This is a genomic window from Paracoccus sp. J39 (assembly GCF_000518925.1).
Lineage (GTDB): Bacteria > Pseudomonadota > Alphaproteobacteria > Rhodobacterales > Rhodobacteraceae > Paracoccus.
In genome coordinates this window covers 244,794-259,894 of sequence record NZ_JAEN01000003.1, presented here as the reverse complement: position 1 = coordinate 259,894, position 15,101 = coordinate 244,794, and the positions used below count along the sequence as shown (strand labels likewise).

General features: G+C 67.5%; 19 protein-coding genes. 5 read left to right on the top strand and 14 right to left on the bottom strand.

The window, feature by feature from the left end:
- Positions 1 to 42 precede the first annotated feature (42 nt).
- Genes L632_RS0104705 through L632_RS0104695 form a run of 3 tightly spaced genes read left to right on the top strand, consistent with a single transcriptional unit; the run spans position 43 to position 2,039 of the window.
- Positions 43 to 564, top strand: coding sequence for a DUF3280 domain-containing protein (locus tag L632_RS0104705; protein WP_028711781.1), 522 nt, complete (start codon positions 43 to 45; stop codon positions 562 to 564).
- Positions 565 to 567: 3 nt separating this feature from the next.
- Positions 568 to 1,119, top strand: a complete 552-nt coding sequence (locus tag L632_RS0104700; protein WP_028711780.1) for an SRPBCC family protein — start codon at positions 568 to 570, stop codon at positions 1,117 to 1,119.
- On the top strand, positions 1,116 to 2,039 hold the full coding sequence (locus L632_RS0104695; RefSeq protein WP_051416141.1) for a YncE family protein: 924 nt from the start codon (positions 1,116 to 1,118) through the stop codon (positions 2,037 to 2,039). The genes L632_RS0104700 and L632_RS0104695 overlap by 4 nt, the downstream gene beginning before the upstream one ends.
- Here L632_RS0104695 and L632_RS0104690 read toward each other — a convergent pair.
- The 14 genes from L632_RS0104690 to rph all read right to left on the bottom strand — a co-directional run bounded on the left by L632_RS0104690 (position 2,020) and on the right by rph (position 13,373).
- Positions 2,020 to 2,550 carry a PQQ-dependent catabolism-associated CXXCW motif protein gene (locus L632_RS0104690; RefSeq protein WP_028716422.1) on the bottom strand — a complete coding sequence of 177 codons (531 nt, stop codon included), beginning with the start codon at positions 2,548 to 2,550 and terminating at the stop codon, positions 2,020 to 2,022. The two genes, L632_RS0104695 and L632_RS0104690, sit on opposite strands and share 20 nt — an antisense overlap.
- Positions 2,547 to 3,359 (bottom strand): substrate-binding domain-containing protein, encoded by an 813-nt coding sequence (locus tag L632_RS0104685; RefSeq protein ID WP_028711777.1) that lies wholly within the window; start codon positions 3,357 to 3,359, stop codon positions 2,547 to 2,549. Before L632_RS0104685 ends, L632_RS0104690 begins: the two co-directional genes overlap by 4 nt.
- Complete coding sequence (locus L632_RS23760) at positions 3,356 to 3,775, bottom strand: c-type cytochrome, methanol metabolism-related (protein ID WP_084637774.1); 420 nt, start codon at positions 3,773 to 3,775, stop codon at positions 3,356 to 3,358. The genes L632_RS0104685 and L632_RS23760 overlap by 4 nt, the downstream gene beginning before the upstream one ends.
- 381 nt (positions 3,776 to 4,156) lie before the next feature.
- A complete protein-coding gene (locus L632_RS0104675) occupies positions 4,157 to 5,959 on the bottom strand; it encodes a methanol/ethanol family PQQ-dependent dehydrogenase (RefSeq protein WP_028711775.1) in 1,803 nt (600 codons plus the stop codon).
- A gap of 174 nt (positions 5,960 to 6,133) precedes the next feature.
- A complete protein-coding gene (fghA, locus tag L632_RS0104670) occupies positions 6,134 to 6,973 on the bottom strand; it encodes an S-formylglutathione hydrolase (protein WP_028711774.1) in 840 nt (279 codons plus the stop codon).
- Complete coding sequence (locus L632_RS0104665) at positions 6,957 to 7,487, bottom strand: GNAT family N-acetyltransferase (protein ID WP_036697302.1); 531 nt, start codon at positions 7,485 to 7,487, stop codon at positions 6,957 to 6,959. Before L632_RS0104665 ends, fghA begins: the two co-directional genes overlap by 17 nt.
- 13 nt (positions 7,488 to 7,500) lie before the next feature.
- Positions 7,501 to 8,133, bottom strand: coding sequence for an ATP-dependent Clp protease proteolytic subunit (locus L632_RS0104660; RefSeq protein WP_028711772.1), 633 nt, complete (start codon positions 8,131 to 8,133; stop codon positions 7,501 to 7,503).
- A 75-nt stretch (positions 8,134 to 8,208) separates the two neighbouring features.
- On the bottom strand, positions 8,209 to 9,336 hold the full coding sequence (locus tag L632_RS0104655) for an S-(hydroxymethyl)glutathione dehydrogenase/class III alcohol dehydrogenase (protein ID WP_028711771.1): 1,128 nt from the start codon (positions 9,334 to 9,336) through the stop codon (positions 8,209 to 8,211).
- A gap of 119 nt (positions 9,337 to 9,455) precedes the next feature.
- Positions 9,456 to 10,040 carry an S-(hydroxymethyl)glutathione synthase gene (gfa, locus tag L632_RS0104650; protein ID WP_028711770.1) on the bottom strand — a complete coding sequence of 195 codons (585 nt, stop codon included), beginning with the start codon at positions 10,038 to 10,040 and terminating at the stop codon, positions 9,456 to 9,458.
- Between the two features lie 90 nt (positions 10,041 to 10,130).
- A complete protein-coding gene (locus tag L632_RS0104645) occupies positions 10,131 to 10,484 on the bottom strand; it encodes a YbaN family protein (RefSeq protein WP_028711769.1) in 354 nt (117 codons plus the stop codon).
- Position 10,485: 1 nt separating this feature from the next.
- Positions 10,486 to 11,694: a radical SAM family heme chaperone HemW gene (gene hemW, locus L632_RS0104640; protein WP_051476376.1), complete on the bottom strand. Its 1,209-nt coding sequence runs from the start codon at positions 11,692 to 11,694 to the stop codon at positions 10,486 to 10,488.
- The gene (locus tag L632_RS0104635) at positions 11,691 to 12,065 is read right to left on the bottom strand and encodes a RidA family protein (protein WP_028711767.1); all 375 of its coding nucleotides are present in this window, start codon (positions 12,063 to 12,065) and stop codon (positions 11,691 to 11,693) included. Before L632_RS0104635 ends, hemW begins: the two co-directional genes overlap by 4 nt.
- On the bottom strand, positions 12,058 to 12,663 hold the full coding sequence (rdgB, locus tag L632_RS0104630; protein WP_028711766.1) for an RdgB/HAM1 family non-canonical purine NTP pyrophosphatase: 606 nt from the start codon (positions 12,661 to 12,663) through the stop codon (positions 12,058 to 12,060). Before rdgB ends, L632_RS0104635 begins: the two co-directional genes overlap by 8 nt.
- Entirely contained in the window at positions 12,651 to 13,373 is a 723-nt protein-coding gene (gene rph, locus L632_RS0104625; RefSeq protein ID WP_028711765.1) for a ribonuclease PH, read from the bottom strand. Before rph ends, rdgB begins: the two co-directional genes overlap by 13 nt.
- Positions 13,374 to 13,458: 85 nt before the next feature.
- On the opposite strand from rph, the gene hrcA reads away from it, so the two are divergent.
- On the top strand, positions 13,459 to 14,514 hold the full coding sequence (hrcA, locus tag L632_RS0104620) for a heat-inducible transcriptional repressor HrcA (protein WP_028711764.1): 1,056 nt from the start codon (positions 13,459 to 13,461) through the stop codon (positions 14,512 to 14,514).
- Between the two features lie 7 nt (positions 14,515 to 14,521).
- Entirely contained in the window at positions 14,522 to 15,067 is a 546-nt protein-coding gene (locus L632_RS0104615) for a nucleotide exchange factor GrpE (RefSeq protein WP_028711763.1), read from the top strand.
- The last annotated feature ends 34 nt before the right edge of the window (positions 15,068 to 15,101 follow it).

The following is a 15,101-nucleotide window of genomic DNA, read 5'->3' as shown; positions in this document are numbered from 1 at the left end:
TGTCCTATGGACGGGCGCGCGACCCGGGCGCATGGTCGGCGCATGGCATTCCTGCGGCTCATCCTGATCCTTTGCGCCGCCGCGCTGGCCGGGCCGGGCCCGGGGGCGGCCCAGCCTGCCGGCGGCGCTGCCGCGCCGCCCGGCAGCGCGGTCTGGTTCGGCCTGCATTTCATCGACACCTCGACCGAAGGCGCCGTCAACGGCGTGCGCGAGGACGAGACCCGCCGCGTCGAGATGGCCGAGACGGTCATCGCCGAGGATCTGCGCGGCCGCGGCTTCACCCTGCTTGAGCCGCCCGCCGACCAGGTGGCGCGGATCAAGAACCCGACCCAGTCCAACGGCAGCGACAGCCGCATCGCGCGCGAGATGGGCGCGCAATACGCCATCTCGGGCGAGGTGCAGAAGGTCTCGAACCTGATCCTGACGCTGAACCTTTATATCCGCGATGCCGAAAGCGGCGGAACGCTGCGCGCCGGCGTGGTCGATATCCGCGGCAATACCGATGAAAGCTTTCGCCGCGGCTATCGCTATCTGCTCAAGAACATCATCTTTCGGGAGGAATAAGGGATGATCCGACTGCTGGCCCTGACGATGGGCGCGGCCATGGCGCTGGCCCCGGCGGCCGAAGCGCATGGGCCGGTGCGGCTGAAGCTGGAGATGCAGCAGAAGCTGGACGCCGGCCCCGACGAGGTCTGGGCCGCGATCGGCAGGTTCGACGACATGAGCTGGCACCCCGCCATCGCCAGCCTGGAGTTGGCCGGAGACGGATCGGCCGACCGGCCCGAGACCTCGACCCGGGTGCTGCATCTCAAGGCCGATGCCGGCGATCCGACCATCACCGAAGTCCTGTCGAAATGGCAGCCCGAGAAACGCTGCTACGCCTATCGCATCAGCGAGGTCGAGGTAAGCGTGCTGCCGGTGACGAACTATGCCGCCACGCTTTGCGTCCAGGACGAGGGCGGCAAGGCGCTGGTCAGCTGGAAGGGCGGCTTCTATCGCGGCTATCCGAACAACGAGCCGCCCCCCGAGCTGAACGACGAGGCGGCGATCCAGGCCGTGACCGGGGTCTATCGGGCCGGCCTGGACGCGCTGGCCGAAAGGTTCGGCAAGGCGGAATGATCCGCGCCGTCGTCGCGCTGTTGCTGCTGATCGGCCCCGGCATCGCGCGGGCGGGCGATCTGGGCTTCGTCACCTCGCAGAACGCCGGAGCGGTCTCGGTGGTCGATCTGGCGACCGGCGCGGTGCTGGCCGAAACGCCCGTCGCGGGCGCGCCGGCACCCGTGGCATACGATCCCGCGCACGGCCGGGCCTACGTGATCTCGGCCGAGACCGGCCTGCTGACCGTGCTGGACGAGGCCGGCGCGGTGATCCGCACCAAGGCGCTGCCCAAGGGCGCCTTCGGCATCGCCCTGGCGCCGGGCGGCGGGATCTTCGTCACCGAATGGTATCGGCAGCGGCTGATGCGGCTGGATGCGGCGCTGGAGACCGTCTGGACCGTGCCGACCGGCCGCGCCCCGGCCGGGGTGGCCAGCGACGGCGCGCTGGTCGCGACGGCGGATCGCGACGACGACCGGGTCTCGATCTACGACGCCGCGACCGGGGCGCTGAAGTCGCGCGTGGCGGTGGGAGGGCATCCCTATGCCATCGCCTTCCATGACGGGCGGCTGTGGTCGGTGGACGTGATGGGCGACCGGGTCAGCGTCATCGCGCCGGAAACCGGCAGGCTGCTGGGGCAGGTGCCGACCGGCAGCCACCCCTATGGCATCGCCTTCGCCGGCGGGCGCGGCTTCGTCACCGACCAATATGCCGGGACGGTCACGGTCTTCGATCCGCAGCGGCTGGAGGTTCTGGGGCGCATCGCGACGGGCGACTATCCCGAAGGCATCGCGCCCCTGCCCGACGGCTCGGGCGTAGTGGTGGCGCATTGGGATTCGAACACGCTGGTCTGGATCGACGCGGCCAGCCTGACGGTCACCCGCCGGATCGCGCTGCCGGACGGACCCCGCGCCTTCGGGCCGTTCACGGGCCGGCAGGAGTGACGGGCTCGAGCGTGCCGCCCTGTTCCTGCCAGCCCTCGACGCCGTCGGGAAACCAGATCACGCCGCGATAACCCAGCGCCACGGCGCGCTTGCCGGCGTTCCAGCTCATCCAGCAATCGCGCTTGCAGAAGATCACCATCGGCGCCGCCTTGTCGCCGCCGGAAAGCCGCGCCAGCCCCTCGGCCAGCCGCGCCTGTTCCGCATTGGCCAGCCGGTCGTAGCCGGTATCGTAAAGCCAGACCGCGCCGGGAATGGACAGGTGCGGCGGCTCGTTCCACAGCGTGCCTTCGGGCAGGCCCTCGGGCCGGGCGGTCCGGGGCAGCACGTCGATGAAGGGCACGCCCTGCCCGTGCAGCCGCATCGCCTCGGCGGCGTCGATCACGCGCGCCCCGGCCAGCGTCGCCGGGGTTTCGGAACGATAGGGCTCGCCGCGATAATCCTGCGGCTCGGGCACCTCGGCGCGGGCGGCGCCGGCAAGGCAGATCGCCAGCACCGCCCAGAGCCGGGTCATGGCTTCAGCGCCTTGCCGTAATCGTCCAGCAGCGGCACCCCGGCATCGCGCAGGATCGCGTCGATCTCGTCCTGGTGGCGGCGGATCAGGCTGTTGAGTTCCCGCTTCCATTCCTGTTCCTCCAGCCGCACGCCCATGGTGATGCGGAAGAACAGCCGCGGCCCCGAGCTTTCCTTGAGCAGCGGGGTGAATTGCAGATCGGGGTCCTGCTTGACCAGCGGCCCGGCCAGCGGTCCCCAGATCACCGCCGCCGCCAGCTCGCCCGATTTCACCTGCGCCAGCATGTCGCCGACCGGATTCTCGACCCGGCGGTCCACGAACAGGTCCCAGCCGCGCATGTCCTTGGCCAGCCCCGCCCGCGCCAGATGGGTCGCCGGCGGCGTGCCGGCCACGACGCCGATCGGACGATCCTTCAGCGCCGGGTCCGTGAGCGTGTCGACCGAGGCCAGCGGGCTGTCCTTGCGCGTCACGATGCCATAGGCCGAGGTGTAGTAGTGATTGGTGTTCTGCACCATCTCGTCGCCCTGAGCATAGCCGATGACGACGTCGCACAGCCCGGCCCGCAGGGTCTTGCGGATGAAGCCCGAGCCCTGCGGGAACCAGGTATAGACCACCGGCAGGCCCAGCTTTTCCCCGAAAAGCCCGGCGATGCGGTTCTCGAAGCCCGAGCCGTCCTCGGAGGACATCGGGACGGCGGCGGGATCGGCGCAGACCCGGAACTCGGTCTTGGAGCGCAGGTCGGCGACCTGCGCCGACGCGGGCAGCGCGGCGCAGATCAGCAGGACGACAAGGGCGGATGCGCGTCTCATCCGTTCATGCAGGAATCTTCCTGCGCGGTGAAGTCATCGGACTTGTCCTCTCTCTTGCCCGGGCGGCCGCGCGGCAGGTCGCCCGCGCCCCGCGCCAGCAGATAGACATAGATGTCGTCGATATAGCACCAGACGTTCTTGTTGGTGCCGAATGCCGGCATGACCAGATTGGCGGCCGTGTTCACGTCCTGCTTGCCCGAGGCGACGATCTCCTGGAACTCGTAATAGTCGAGCTTGAGCACCGAGTTCTTCAGCGCCGGCGCATAGGTGGAGCCCTCGCCGTCCGGGCCGTGGCAGACATGGCATTCCGCCGAATAGCGGCGATAGCCCGAGAAGGTCGAGTAATCGACCGTCCCGTCCTCGGCGATCTTGAAGGTCGGTATGTCCTCGGCCGTATACCAGCGGCCGTTCTCCATATGGTCGGGGGTGATGTCCTGGCCGTTCGGCAGCACGAGCTTGCCGCCCTGTTCCTGGACCTCCAGGTCCTCCTCCTCCTCGCCGGCCGGGGCCGCCTCGGCGGGCGCATCGGCGGCTTGCTGCTGCTGCTGCGCGTCGCCCGAGACGGCGGCGGCGGCGCCCGCTCCGGCCTGGGCCGGCGGCGGCGGGTCGGTGGTCTGCGCAAGGGCCGTTCCGGCGATGGCGCCGGCCGCGCATGCGACACAGATCGCCATCAGGCTGGCGGTCGTCTTGCTGGTCATGAATTTCCTCCCTGGCTGTCACCCGAAGATGATGGCGCCCCAAGGTTACCCTTGGGGCGGCAGGTTTCGAGTCACAGTTTGCTTTTCGGCACCAAAGTATTAGCCCGGCAGCTCGAACACGGTCAGCTGGCCGCCCAGCTCGGTGTATTGCGACAGCGAGGCATAGCCGCCCACCGCGCCAAGCCCGTCATTGGGATTGGTCAGGCCTGCCGCCAGACCGATCCCGGCCCAGCCGCCGACACCGGACAGGATGCCGATATACTGCTTGCCGCCGTGCTCATAGGTCATGACGTTGCCGATGATGCCCGAAGGGGTCTTGAACTTGTAGAGCTCGTCGCCGGTCTCGGCGTCCACGGCCTTCAGATAGCCTTCCAGCGTGCCGTAGAAGACCACGTCGCCCGCCGTCGCCAGCGCGCCCGACCAGACCGAGAACTGTTCGGGAATGGACCACTTGATCTGGCCCGTGGTGTTGTCCCAGGCGATGAAGTTGCCCATGCCGCCATGGCTGTCCGGCGCGGGATACATGGACAGCGTCGCGCCGACATAGGGCTGGCCGGCGGTATAGGCCACCCGGAAGGGCTCGTAATCCATGCAGACATGGTTGGTCGGCACGTAGAACAGGTTGGTCTTGGGCGAGAAGGCCGCCGGCTGCTGGTCCTTGGTGCCCAGCGCGGCCGGGCAGACGCCGGTGGTGTTCTCGTCCTCGCCGTTCTGGGCGGTCGAGTATTCGGCGACCACGGCCGGGCGGCCATAGGTTTCCGAATTCGGGTCCATGTCGACTCCAGTGGTCCAGTTCACCACCGGATCGTATTTCTCGGCCACCAGCAGCTCGCCGGTCTCGCGGTCCATGGTATAGGCCAGGCCGTTGCGGTCGAAATGGGTCAGCAGCTTGCGTTCCTGGCCGTCGATGGTCTGGTTGGTCAGGATCATCTCGTTGACGCCGTCATAGTCCCATTCGTCATGGGGCGTCATCTGGTAGAACCATTTCGCCATGCCGGTATCGGCATCCCGCGCCATGATCGTCATCGACCACTTGTTGTCCCCGGGCCGCTGCGAGGGGTTCCAGGTCGAGGGGTTGCCGGTGCCGTAATAGATCAGGTTCAGCTCGGGGTCATAGCTGTACCAGCCCCAGGTGGTGCCGCCGCCGATCTTCCACTGGTCGCCTTCCCAGCTGTTCAGCGAGCTGTCGGCGCCGATGGGCTTGCCCAGATGCGTGGTGTTTTCGGGATCGACCAGCATCTCCTCGTCCGGGCCGGTGGACCAGGCCTTCCAGACCTCGGAGCCGTCGGCGAGGCTGTAGGCCGTCACCCGGCCGCGCACGCCGTATTCGCCGCCCGAGACGCCGACGATCACCTTGTCCTTGACCGGCAGCACGGTCGCGGTGTTGGTCTCGCCGATGGCGGGATCGCCGGTGACGACCTTCCACTTCTCTTCCCCGGTCTTGGCGTCCAGCGCCACCAGGGTGGTATCGGCCTGGTGCAGCAGGATCAGGCCGTCCGCATAGGCCACGCCGCGGCTGACGGTATCGCAGCACATCACCGCGATGACGTTCGGGTCCTGCTGCGGCTGGTAGCGCCACAGGATCTTGCCGTTGTCGTTCAGGTCCAGCGCGAAGACGTTGTTCGGGAAGGGCGTGTGGACATACATGATGTCGCCGATCACCAGCGGCGAGCCTTCATGCCCGCGCAGCACCCCGGTCGAGAAGGTCCAGGCGACGCGCAGGTCCTTGACGTTGTCCTTGTTGATCTGGTCCAGCGTCGAGTAGCGGGTATTCGCGTAATCGCCGGTCTGGATCGCCCATTGCTGGGGTTTGGCGATCTCGGCCATCACGCTGTCATTGGCCAGCGCAGCCGTGCCGGACATGAGCAGCGCGAGGCAGGCGCCATTCATCAGGTTTTTCATGAATTTTCCTCCGCATGACGGAGCTTGCGCCTCTCCTCTTGCGCAAGCACCTTCTGCGGAGAGGTTCGGACCCGGCCGCATTCACGTCAACGCGAGGGGCCGGGTCCTTGGACCAAAGTATTAGGGAAATTCGGCAATTGGTATGGGATCAATCGCCCGGTCCGGCCGCGCGGCCTAGGCCAGCCGTTCGGCGTGCCAGCGGATGTGGTCGGCCATGAAGCTCTGCACGAAGAAATAGCTGTGGTCGTAACCCTGCTGCATGCGGAAGGCGCCGGGCTGGCGGCGCTCGGCCATGGCATGGACCAGCGCCTCGGGCTTGAGCAGGTCGAGGAACTGGTCGCTGGCGCCCTGGTCGATCAGCACCTCGCCGGGATAGCCCTTTTCCCGCATCAGGATGGTCGAATCGTGCTTCTTCCACGCCGCCCTGTCCTCGCCCAGATAGGCGGCGAACTGCTTGCGGCCCCAATCGGATTCGCTGGGGTTGGCGATCGGAGAGAAGGCCGAGACTGAGCGGTAGCGTTCCGGGAAGGTCATGGCGATGGTCAGCGCGCCGTGCCCGCCCATGGAATGGCCGGTGATGCCCTGCGCCTCGCGGTCCAGCGGGAAGGCGTTGAAGACCAGCTCGGGCAGCTCGTGGGTGATGTAATGCCACATGCGGAAATGCGGCGCCCAGGGTTCCCGGGTCGCATCGACATAGAAGCCGGCGCCCTGGCCCAGGTCATAGGCCTCGTCATTGGCCACGCCCTCGCCGCGCGGCGAGGTGTCGGGAAAGATCAGCGCGATGCCGTATTCCGCCGCCCATTCCTGCGCCCCGGCCTTGGTCATGGCGTTCTCATGCGTGCAGGTCAGGCCCGACAGATACCACAGCACCGGCACCTTGCCGTGCCGGGCGTCGGGCGGCAGGTAGACGGCAAAGGTCATCGGCGTGCCGGTCGCCTGCGACTGGTGGCGATAGACGCCCTGAATGCCGCCGAAGCTGCGGTTTTCCGATACGGTCTCATAGGCCAGCGTCATGGGGATTCCCTTCTGTCAGGTCGTGAAACATGACCAGCGCGTCCACATAGCCATGCCTGGGGTGAAGAAACGCGCCGGGCAGGCGGCCGACAATATCGAAACCGGCTTTCTGCCACGAATGAACGGCATCGGCATTGGTCGAGACGACGAAGTTGAACTGCATCGCCCGAAAGCCCTGCGCCCGCGCCCAGTCCTTGGCATGGGCGACCAGCCGCCCGGCGATGCCGCGGCCCCGCGCATCCGGATGGGTGGCGAAGCTGGCATTGGCGACATGGGCCGCCGGGCCCGGGCGGTTGCGGCCGACATGGCTGGTGCCCAGCACCCGGCCGTCCACCTCGGCCACGAAGGCGGTGAAGGGCGCGGCGAACCAGTCGGCCAGCGCCTCCTCGCGCGAGATGTCGGGCGGGATGCAATAGGTCTCGCCCGCGCGATAGACCGGCCCGAGGATGGTCCAGATCGCCTCGTGGTCGGAAGGCGTGGCGGGACGGATCAGGATCTCAGCCCCGCCCGCCATCAGAACAGGCCCGTCATTTCAGCTCGTCCACCGAGCGGATGACCTTGCCCAGAAGGCCGTAATCCAGCGCCTCCTGCGTGTTCAGCCAGAAATCGCGCTGGGTGTCCTTCTCGATCCGCTCGACCGTCTGTCCGGTCGCCTCGGCAAAGATCTGATTCAGCCGGTCGCGCATCAGCCGCACCTGTTCGGCCTGGATCATCATGTCCGAGGAAGTGCCGCCGATCCCGCCGGAAGGCTGGTGGATCAGGAAGCGGGTATTGGGCAGGCAGTAGCGGTTTTCCTTGTCCGCGCCGACGAAGATCAGCGCCCCGGCCGAGGCCACCCAGCCCGAGCCGATGGTGCGCACGGTCGGACGGATGAACTTGATCACGTCATGGATCATGTCGCCGGATTCGACATGGCCGCCGGGCGAGGAGATCAGCATGTTGATCGGTTCCTCGCTGTCCTCGGCCAGGGCCAGCAGATGCGCCACGGTGCGCTGCGCCAGCTTGTCGGTGATCGGCCCGGCGACGATCACCGTGCGCGACTTGAAATAGAGCTTGCCGATCTTGTCACCCTCGGGCAGGCCGAGCCCTTCGTCCTTCTGGCCCTCCTGGCGGCGCTCGTCCTCGTCGTCATCGTCGTCCAGGTGGAAATGCTTTGCCATGATCGGTCCTTTCATGTTGACGGCGGGACCGGTCGCCCGTCCCCGCCGTCCTTTTAACTAAGCAGCCCTTGAGGATCAGTAAAGAACGACCGAGCGGATCGATTCGCCCGCATGCATCAGGTCGAAGCCCTTGTTGATCTCGTCCAGCGTCAGGGTATGGGTGATCATCGGGTCGATCTCGATCTTGCCGTTCATGTACCAGTCGACGATCTGCGGCACGTCGGTGCGGCCGCGGGCGCCGCCGAAGGCCGTGCCTTTCCAGACCCGGCCGGTGACCAGCTGGAACGGGCGGGTGCTGATTTCCGCCCCCGCGGGCGCCACGCCGATGATGATGGACTGGCCCCAGCCGCGATGCGTGCATTCCAGCGCGTCGCGCATCACCTTGACGTTGCCGGTGCAGTCGAAGCTGTAATCCGCGCCGCCGATCTGGTCGAAGGGCGTCTTGGTCAGGTTCACGATCTCCTGGACCACGTTCTCGCAATTCTTCGGGTTGATGAAATGCGTCATGCCGAAATGCTCGGCCATCGGCTTCTTGTCGTCGTTCAGATCGACGCCGATGATCATGTCCGCGCCGGCCAGGCGCAGGCCCTGAAGCACATTGAGCCCGATGCCGCCCAGGCCGAAGACCACCGCCTTGGCGCCGATCTCGACCTTGGCGGTGTTGATCACCGCGCCGATGCCGGTGGTGACGCCGCAGCCGATATAGCAGATCTTATCGAAGGGCGCGTCCTCGCGCACCTTGGCCACCGCGATTTCCGGCAGCACGGTGTAGTTCGAAAAGGTCGAGCAGCCCATGTAGTGATGGATCGGCGTGCCGTCGAGCATGCTGAACCGGCTGGTGCCGTCCGGCATCAGGCCCTGGCCCTGGGTGGCGCGGATCGCGGTGCAGAGATTGGTCTTGCCCGACAGGCAAGAGGCGCATTGCCGGCATTCCGGGGTGTAAAGCGGGATGACATGGTCGCCCGGCTTGACCGAGGTGACGCCCGGGCCGACCTCGACCACCACGCCCGCGCCCTCATGGCCCAGGATCGAGGGGAAGAGGCCCTCGGGGTCGGCGCCCGAGAGGGTGAATTCGTCGGTGTGGCAGATGCCGGTGGCCTTGATCTCGACCATGACCTCGCCGGCCTTCGGGCCTTCGAGGTTGACCTCCATGACCTCGAGCGGCTTCCCGGCCTCCAGGGCGACGGCGGCGCGTGTTCTCATGACTTGCTCTCCTTGCGTATCGGCCGGGATGGCCTTGGTCTTCTCATGTCACAGTCTTCTCATGGCACAGGGGCCGGTAAACCGGCCCCCGAAGTTGATCCCCGCCGAGGCGTTCCCGGTCAAGCCGGCAATGCGCCCGATCGCTTGGCGATATGCGTCGCGATGGCATCCATCAGCAGCGGCGACAGCGCGTCATAGGGCTCCAGCCCCAGGTCGCGCAGCCGGGCGCGGATGCCGTCCATACGGCTGGGATCCACGCCCGATTCGATCACCGAACTGACGAAGGCGGCGAATTCCGGCGCCGCCCAGCCGTCCTCGTCCGACAGTTCGGTATGGACGAAATCCAGCCCGTAGAAGGGATGGTCCTTGTTCTCGATCCGCCCATACATGTGCACGCCGCAATCCCGGCAGCGATGGCGCTGGATCGGCGCCTCGGCATTGACGATTTCCAGCTTGTCGGCGCCTTCCAGCACCTCGATCGCGTCGCGGCCGACCACCGCCACCTGCGAAAAGATCGCGCCGTCCGGCTTCCAGCACTTGGTGCAGCCGCAGACATGGTTATGCGCGGTCTGCGCCCGCACCGCGACCCTGACCGGGTTCGAGGCGCATTTGCATTGCAGCGTGCCGCCGGAAAATCCGGGCTGGGCCGGCTTGATGCCGTTGTCGACTGCGGGGTGGATCTTCACCCCCGATGTGTCCGCCATGGTCCTGTCCTCCGCTCAGACCCGATGCGCCGAGGTTCGCGCCGCAGCGGGCCGGGGACAAGTGGGCAAAAGGTTGTATTCGCTGGCGGCTCAGGCCTCGGGGCGGCTGACCAGCCAGGCGCCGATGGCCAGGCAGGCCAGCACCTGCACGGCGATGAAGCGCGGGTCGAGGCCCAGCAGCAACGCCCAGGCCACCCCCATCGCCATGCCGGTGACGGCCCAGACCTTGGCCGTGCGGCCGACAACGCCGCGCTTGCGCCAGGCGCGGATCGGCGGGCCGAAGCGCGGATGGCGCATGATGCGCGCCCCAAGCCGCGGCGACGAGCGGGCAAAGGCCCAGACCGCCACCAGCAGGAAGGGCACGGTGGGCATGACCGGCAGGAAAATCCCGATCACCCCCAGCGCAAGGGTCAGCCAGCCGGTGACGAGCCAGAGAATCCGCATCTTACTCCGCCAGTTCGCGCAGGATCGCATTGAGCACCGGACGGCCGGCCGGAGTCGCGGCCAGCCGGTCCTTTCCGAGGGAGATAAGCCCCAGTTCGGCCAGATTCATCAGCCGGTCCCGCGGCAATTCGGCGCCATGGGCGCGGTAGCGCGGAATATCCAGCCCCTCGGCCAGCCGCATCGCCATCAGCAGATATTCCAGCGCCCGGTCGGACAGGCTCAGCAGCTCGCGATGGCTGTCGCCACGGCCCTGCGCCTCGACGGCCTCCAACCAGGCGCCGGGCGCCGGATGCGCCTCGGTCGCCCAGCGGCCCGAGGCCAGCGTCAGCCGGCCATGCGCCCCCGGCCCCACCGCCGCCCAGTCGCCCTGCCGCCAATAGACCAGGTTATGCCGGCTTTCCGCCCCCGGCCGGGCATGATTCGAGACCTCATAGGCGGGCATCCCGGCCGCCGCGCAGATCTCTTGCGTGTCCAGATACAGGTCGGCGGACAGATCGTCGTCGGGCAGGCCCTTCAGCCCGCCCCTGGCGTGGCGGGCGCCGAAGGCGGTGCCGGGCTCGATGGTCAGCTGATAGGCCGAAAGGTGGTCCACCGCCATGCCGAGCGCCTGGGTCAGCTCGCGCCGCCAATGGGCGCGGTCCTGGTCCTGCCGGGCATAGATCAGGTCGAAGCTGACCCGCGCGAAACAGTCGCGGGCTATGTCGAAGGCGGCGCGGGCCTCGGCCGCCGAATGCATGCGGCCCAGCCGGCGCAGATCCTCGTCGTTCAGCGCCTGCACCCCCATCGAGACCCGGTTGACGCCGGCATCCGCATAGGCGCGGAAGCGGCCTGTCTCGACGCTGGTCGGGTTGGCTTCCAGCGTGATCTCGATGTCATTGGCGAAGGGCCAGGCGGCTCGGGCGGCCTCGATCACCCCCGCCACGGTTTCCGGCGCCATCAGGCTGGGGGTGCCGCCGCCGAAGAAGATGCTGTTCAGCACCCGGCCGGGCAAATCGCGGCCCAGCCGGGCAATCTCGGCGCGATAGGCGGCCAGCCAGCGCGGCTGTTCGATCACCGCCGCGACATGGCTGTTGAAATCGCAATAGGGGCATTTCGCGGCGCAAAAGGGCCAGTGGACGTAAAGCGCGAAGCCCCCTGCCCGCCAGTCGTCGGTCAGGGGGGCGCTGGCGGCCGGGTCCGGCAGGGGGGCGGCTGGCAGGTCCAGGGTCATTCCCTCAAGGCGGTGACTTCGATTTCGATCTTCATCTCGGGTCTGATAAGCCCCGCCACAACCATGGTCGCCGCCGGTAACGCATCTTTCATCGCCTCGCCCAGAACCGGCGCGATCTCGTCGAGGATCGCCGGGTCGGTGACGGTGTATTGCACCCGAACGATGTCGGCGGGCGCGAAGCCCGCCTCGGCCAGGGTGGCGAAGATGGTGGCGAAGGCGTTGCGCGCCTGCTCGGCGGCGCTGTCGGGCATGGCCATGGCCGCGTAATCGTAGCCGGTGGTGCCCGAGACGAAGCACCACGGCCCCTTCACCACCGCGCGGCTGTAGCCGAGCGCGGCTTCGAAGGGCGAGCCGGTCGAGATCCTACGCAAAGAGCGCCTCCAGCTTGCGGAAGGCGCGGGCGCGGTGGCTGATGGCGTTCTTCTGCGCGGGGGCCATCTCGGCATAGGTCACGTCATGGCCGTCGGGCACGAAGATCGGGTCGTAGCCGTGGCCCTGCTGGCCGCGCGGCGGCCAGACCAGCCGCCCGGGCGCGACGCCCTCGAAAATCTCCTCGTGCCCGTCGGGCCAGAGCAGGATCAGCGTGGCACGGAACTGGGCGGTGCGCGGCTCGGGCACGCCGCGCTCGTCCAGCTCGCGCCAGGTGCGGGTCATGGCCTGCATGAAGTCGCGGCCCTGCGGGGTCTCGGCCCAGTCGGCGGTATAGACACCGGGCGCGCCGTCCAGCCCGTCCACGGTGATGCCGCTGTCATCGGCCAGCACCGGCAGGCCGGTCGCCTGCATGGCGGCGCGGGCCTTGATGCGGGCATTGCCGATGAAGCTCGACTCGGTCTCGGCCGGTTCGGGCAGGCCCATCTCTCCGGCCGAGGTCACCTCGATGCCGTGCGGGGCCATCATGGCGCGGATCTCGTCCAGCTTCCCTTTGTTGTGGGTCGCGACCAGCAGCTTCTTCTCGGTCAGCTTGCGCATGCGACAGCCTCGTTCTGAGCGCGGACCAGCTCGGCGATGCCGGATTCGGCCAGGTCGAGCAGCTGGTTCATCTCGGGGCGCGAGAAGGTGGCGCCCTCGGCCGACATCTGCACCTCGATCAGCCGCCCTGCCCCTGTCATGATGAAATTGCCGTCGGTGCCGGCCTCGCTGTCCTCGGCATAGTCCAGGTCCAGGATCGCCTGCCCGGCATAGATGCCGCAGGACACCGCGGCGACATGGTCCATGATCGGGTCGGCGGTGACGATGCCGGCCTTCAGGAGCTTGTTGACCGCCATCCGCAGCGCCACCCAGCCGCCGGTGATCGCGGCGCAGCGGGTGCCGCCATCGGCCTGGATCACGTCGCAATCGATGACGATCTGCCGCTCGCCCAGGGCGCGGCGGTCCACCCCGGCGCGCAGGGCGCGGCCGATCAGGCGCTGGATCTCCTGCGTGCGGCCGGATTGCTTGCCAGCCGCCGCCTCGCGCCGGTTGCGGCTGTTGGTGGCGCGCGGCAGCATGCCGTATTCCGCCGTCACCCAGCCCTGCCCCGAACCCTTGAGGAAGGGCGGCGCCTTCTCCTCGATGGTGGCCGAGCAGAGCACGCGGGTGTCGCCGCAGGAGATCAGGCAGGAACCCTCGGCATGGCGCATGATGCCCGTTTCGATTGAAATCGGGCGCATATCACTTAAATTCCGGCCAGAGGGGCGCATCTTTCATTCCTTTCGGGGGTTTTGCCGTTCAGATACAGGTCCGACACCCATGACCGCAACCCGTGAACGCCCTCAACAGATCGCCATGCCTGAAACTCCGCTGCTTTCCGACCTGAACGACCGCTCGCGCGAGGTGTTTCGCCGCGTGGTCGAAGCCTATCTCGCCACCGGCGAGCCCGTCGGCTCGCGCACCCTGACCCGCGACATGAGCGAAAAGGTCAGCGCCGCCACGATCCGCAACGTCATGCAGGACCTGGAATATCTGGGCCTGCTGGATCATCCGCATGTCTCGGCCGGACGGCTGCCGACGCAGCTGGGGCTGCGGCTGTTCGTGGACGGGCTGATGGAGGCCGGGCCCGTCTCGGCCAGCGACCGCGAGATGATCGACGAGACGCTGGGCCAGGACAGCGGCGATACCGGCGCCATGCTGGACCGGGTCAGCACGGCGCTGTCGGCGCTGACCCATGGCGCCTCTCTGGTGCTGATGCCCAAGCAAGAGGCACCGGTCCGGCATATCGAATTCGTGAGCCTCGCGCCCGACCGGGCGCTGGTGGTGCTGGTCTTCGCCGATGGCCGGGTCGAGAACCGGGTCTTTGCCCCGCCGCCCGGCCATACCGCCAGCTCGATGCGCGAGGCGGCGAATTTCCTGAACGCGGTGGCCGAAGGCCGCACCCTGGCCGAGCTGCGACGCAGTGTCGCGCAGGAGGTCGAGGCCAGCCGGCGAAAGCTGGACAGCATGGCCGCGGAACTGGTGGCCTCGGGCCTGGCGCTGTGGGACGGCGAAAGCAGCGATCCGCGGCTGATCGTGCGCGGCCGGGCCAATCTGCTGGCGGATGAGCTGGCCGATCTGGACCGCATCCGCACGCTGTTCGACGACCTGGAGCGCAAGCGCGACATCGCCGAATTCCTGGAATTGGCCGAGCAGGGCGAGGGCGTGCGCATTTTCATCGGTTCCGAGAACAAGCTTTTTTCACTTTCCGGTTCCTCTCTCGTCGTTTCGCCCTATATGAATGCCGACCGAAAGATTGTTGGCGCGGTCGGCGTCATCGGTCCGACGCGGCTGAACTACGGCCGCATCGTGCCGATCGTGGACTATACTGCGCAGCTTGTCGGCCGGATGATCTCTGGCCGGAAAGGATGATGAGGACATGAAGAACGAAAACCCGAACGGCAGCCCGCTGGACGAGGAGATCATTGACCCGCTGGCCGATGATGAGGCGCCCTCGCCCGATGTCGAGGCGCTGATCGCCGAGCGGGACGATTACCGCGACCGCTTCATGCGCGCGCTGGCCGATGCCGAGAATGCCCGCAAGCGCGCCGACAAGGAGCGCCGCGATGCCGAGCAATATGGCGGCTCGCGGCTGGCCCGCGACCTTCTGCCGGTGCACGATGCGCTGAGCCGTGCGCTGGAGGCTGCCGGCGAAGAGCAGCGCGCCGCCGCCGCCGCGCTGATCGAAGGCGTCGAACTGACGCTGCGAGAGTTGAACAACGTCTTTGCCAAGCACGGCATCAGCGTCATTACCCCCGCCGTGGGCGAGAAATTCGACCCCCAGAAGCATGAGGCGATGTTCGAGGCCCCGGTTCCCGGGACCGTTGCCGGCAATATCATCCAGGTCATGGACAATGGCTTCATGCTGCACGACCGGCTGCTGCGTCCGGCGAAGGTCGGAGTAAGTTCGACCCCGGCCAGCTGACTTCCCTTGCCGACGGCATGCGAAACCCCGGAGC

Excerpts from the sequence above, each read along its gene's own strand:
- hrcA (WP_028711764.1), top strand. The coding sequence starts at position 13,459 with ATGCCTGAAACTCCGCTGCTTTCCGACCTGAACGACCGCTCGCGCGAG.
- L632_RS0104655 (WP_028711771.1), bottom strand. The coding sequence starts at position 9,336 with ATGAGAACACGCGCCGCCGTCGCCCTGGAGGCCGGGAAGCCGCTCGAG.
- L632_RS23760 (WP_084637774.1), bottom strand. The coding sequence starts at position 3,775 with ATGGAGAACGGCCGCTGGTATACGGCCGAGGACATACCGACCTTCAAG.
- L632_RS0104700 (WP_028711780.1), top strand. The coding sequence starts at position 568 with ATGATCCGACTGCTGGCCCTGACGATGGGCGCGGCCATGGCGCTGGCC.
- L632_RS0104675 (WP_028711775.1), bottom strand. The coding sequence starts at position 5,959 with ATGAAAAACCTGATGAATGGCGCCTGCCTCGCGCTGCTCATGTCCGGC.
- rph (WP_028711765.1), bottom strand. The coding sequence starts at position 13,373 with ATGCGCCCCTCTGGCCGGAATTTAAGTGATATGCGCCCGATTTCAATC.
- rdgB (WP_028711766.1), bottom strand. The coding sequence starts at position 12,663 with ATGCGCAAGCTGACCGAGAAGAAGCTGCTGGTCGCGACCCACAACAAA.
- L632_RS0104615 (WP_028711763.1), top strand. The coding sequence starts at position 14,522 with ATGAAGAACGAAAACCCGAACGGCAGCCCGCTGGACGAGGAGATCATT.
- L632_RS0104685 (WP_028711777.1), bottom strand. The coding sequence starts at position 3,359 with ATGAGACGCGCATCCGCCCTTGTCGTCCTGCTGATCTGCGCCGCGCTG.
- hemW (WP_051476376.1), bottom strand. The coding sequence starts at position 11,694 with ATGACCCTGGACCTGCCAGCCGCCCCCCTGCCGGACCCGGCCGCCAGC.
- fghA (WP_028711774.1), bottom strand. The coding sequence starts at position 6,973 with ATGACGCTGGCCTATGAGACCGTATCGGAAAACCGCAGCTTCGGCGGC.
- L632_RS0104705 (WP_028711781.1), top strand. The coding sequence starts at position 43 with ATGGCATTCCTGCGGCTCATCCTGATCCTTTGCGCCGCCGCGCTGGCC.
- L632_RS0104645 (WP_028711769.1), bottom strand. The coding sequence starts at position 10,484 with ATGCGGATTCTCTGGCTCGTCACCGGCTGGCTGACCCTTGCGCTGGGG.
- L632_RS0104665 (WP_036697302.1), bottom strand. The coding sequence starts at position 7,487 with ATGGCGGGCGGGGCTGAGATCCTGATCCGTCCCGCCACGCCTTCCGAC.
- L632_RS0104660 (WP_028711772.1), bottom strand. The coding sequence starts at position 8,133 with ATGGCAAAGCATTTCCACCTGGACGACGATGACGACGAGGACGAGCGC.
- L632_RS0104695 (WP_051416141.1), top strand. The coding sequence starts at position 1,116 with ATGATCCGCGCCGTCGTCGCGCTGTTGCTGCTGATCGGCCCCGGCATC.
- gfa (WP_028711770.1), bottom strand. The coding sequence starts at position 10,040 with ATGGCGGACACATCGGGGGTGAAGATCCACCCCGCAGTCGACAACGGC.
- L632_RS0104690 (WP_028716422.1), bottom strand. The coding sequence starts at position 2,550 with ATGACCCGGCTCTGGGCGGTGCTGGCGATCTGCCTTGCCGGCGCCGCC.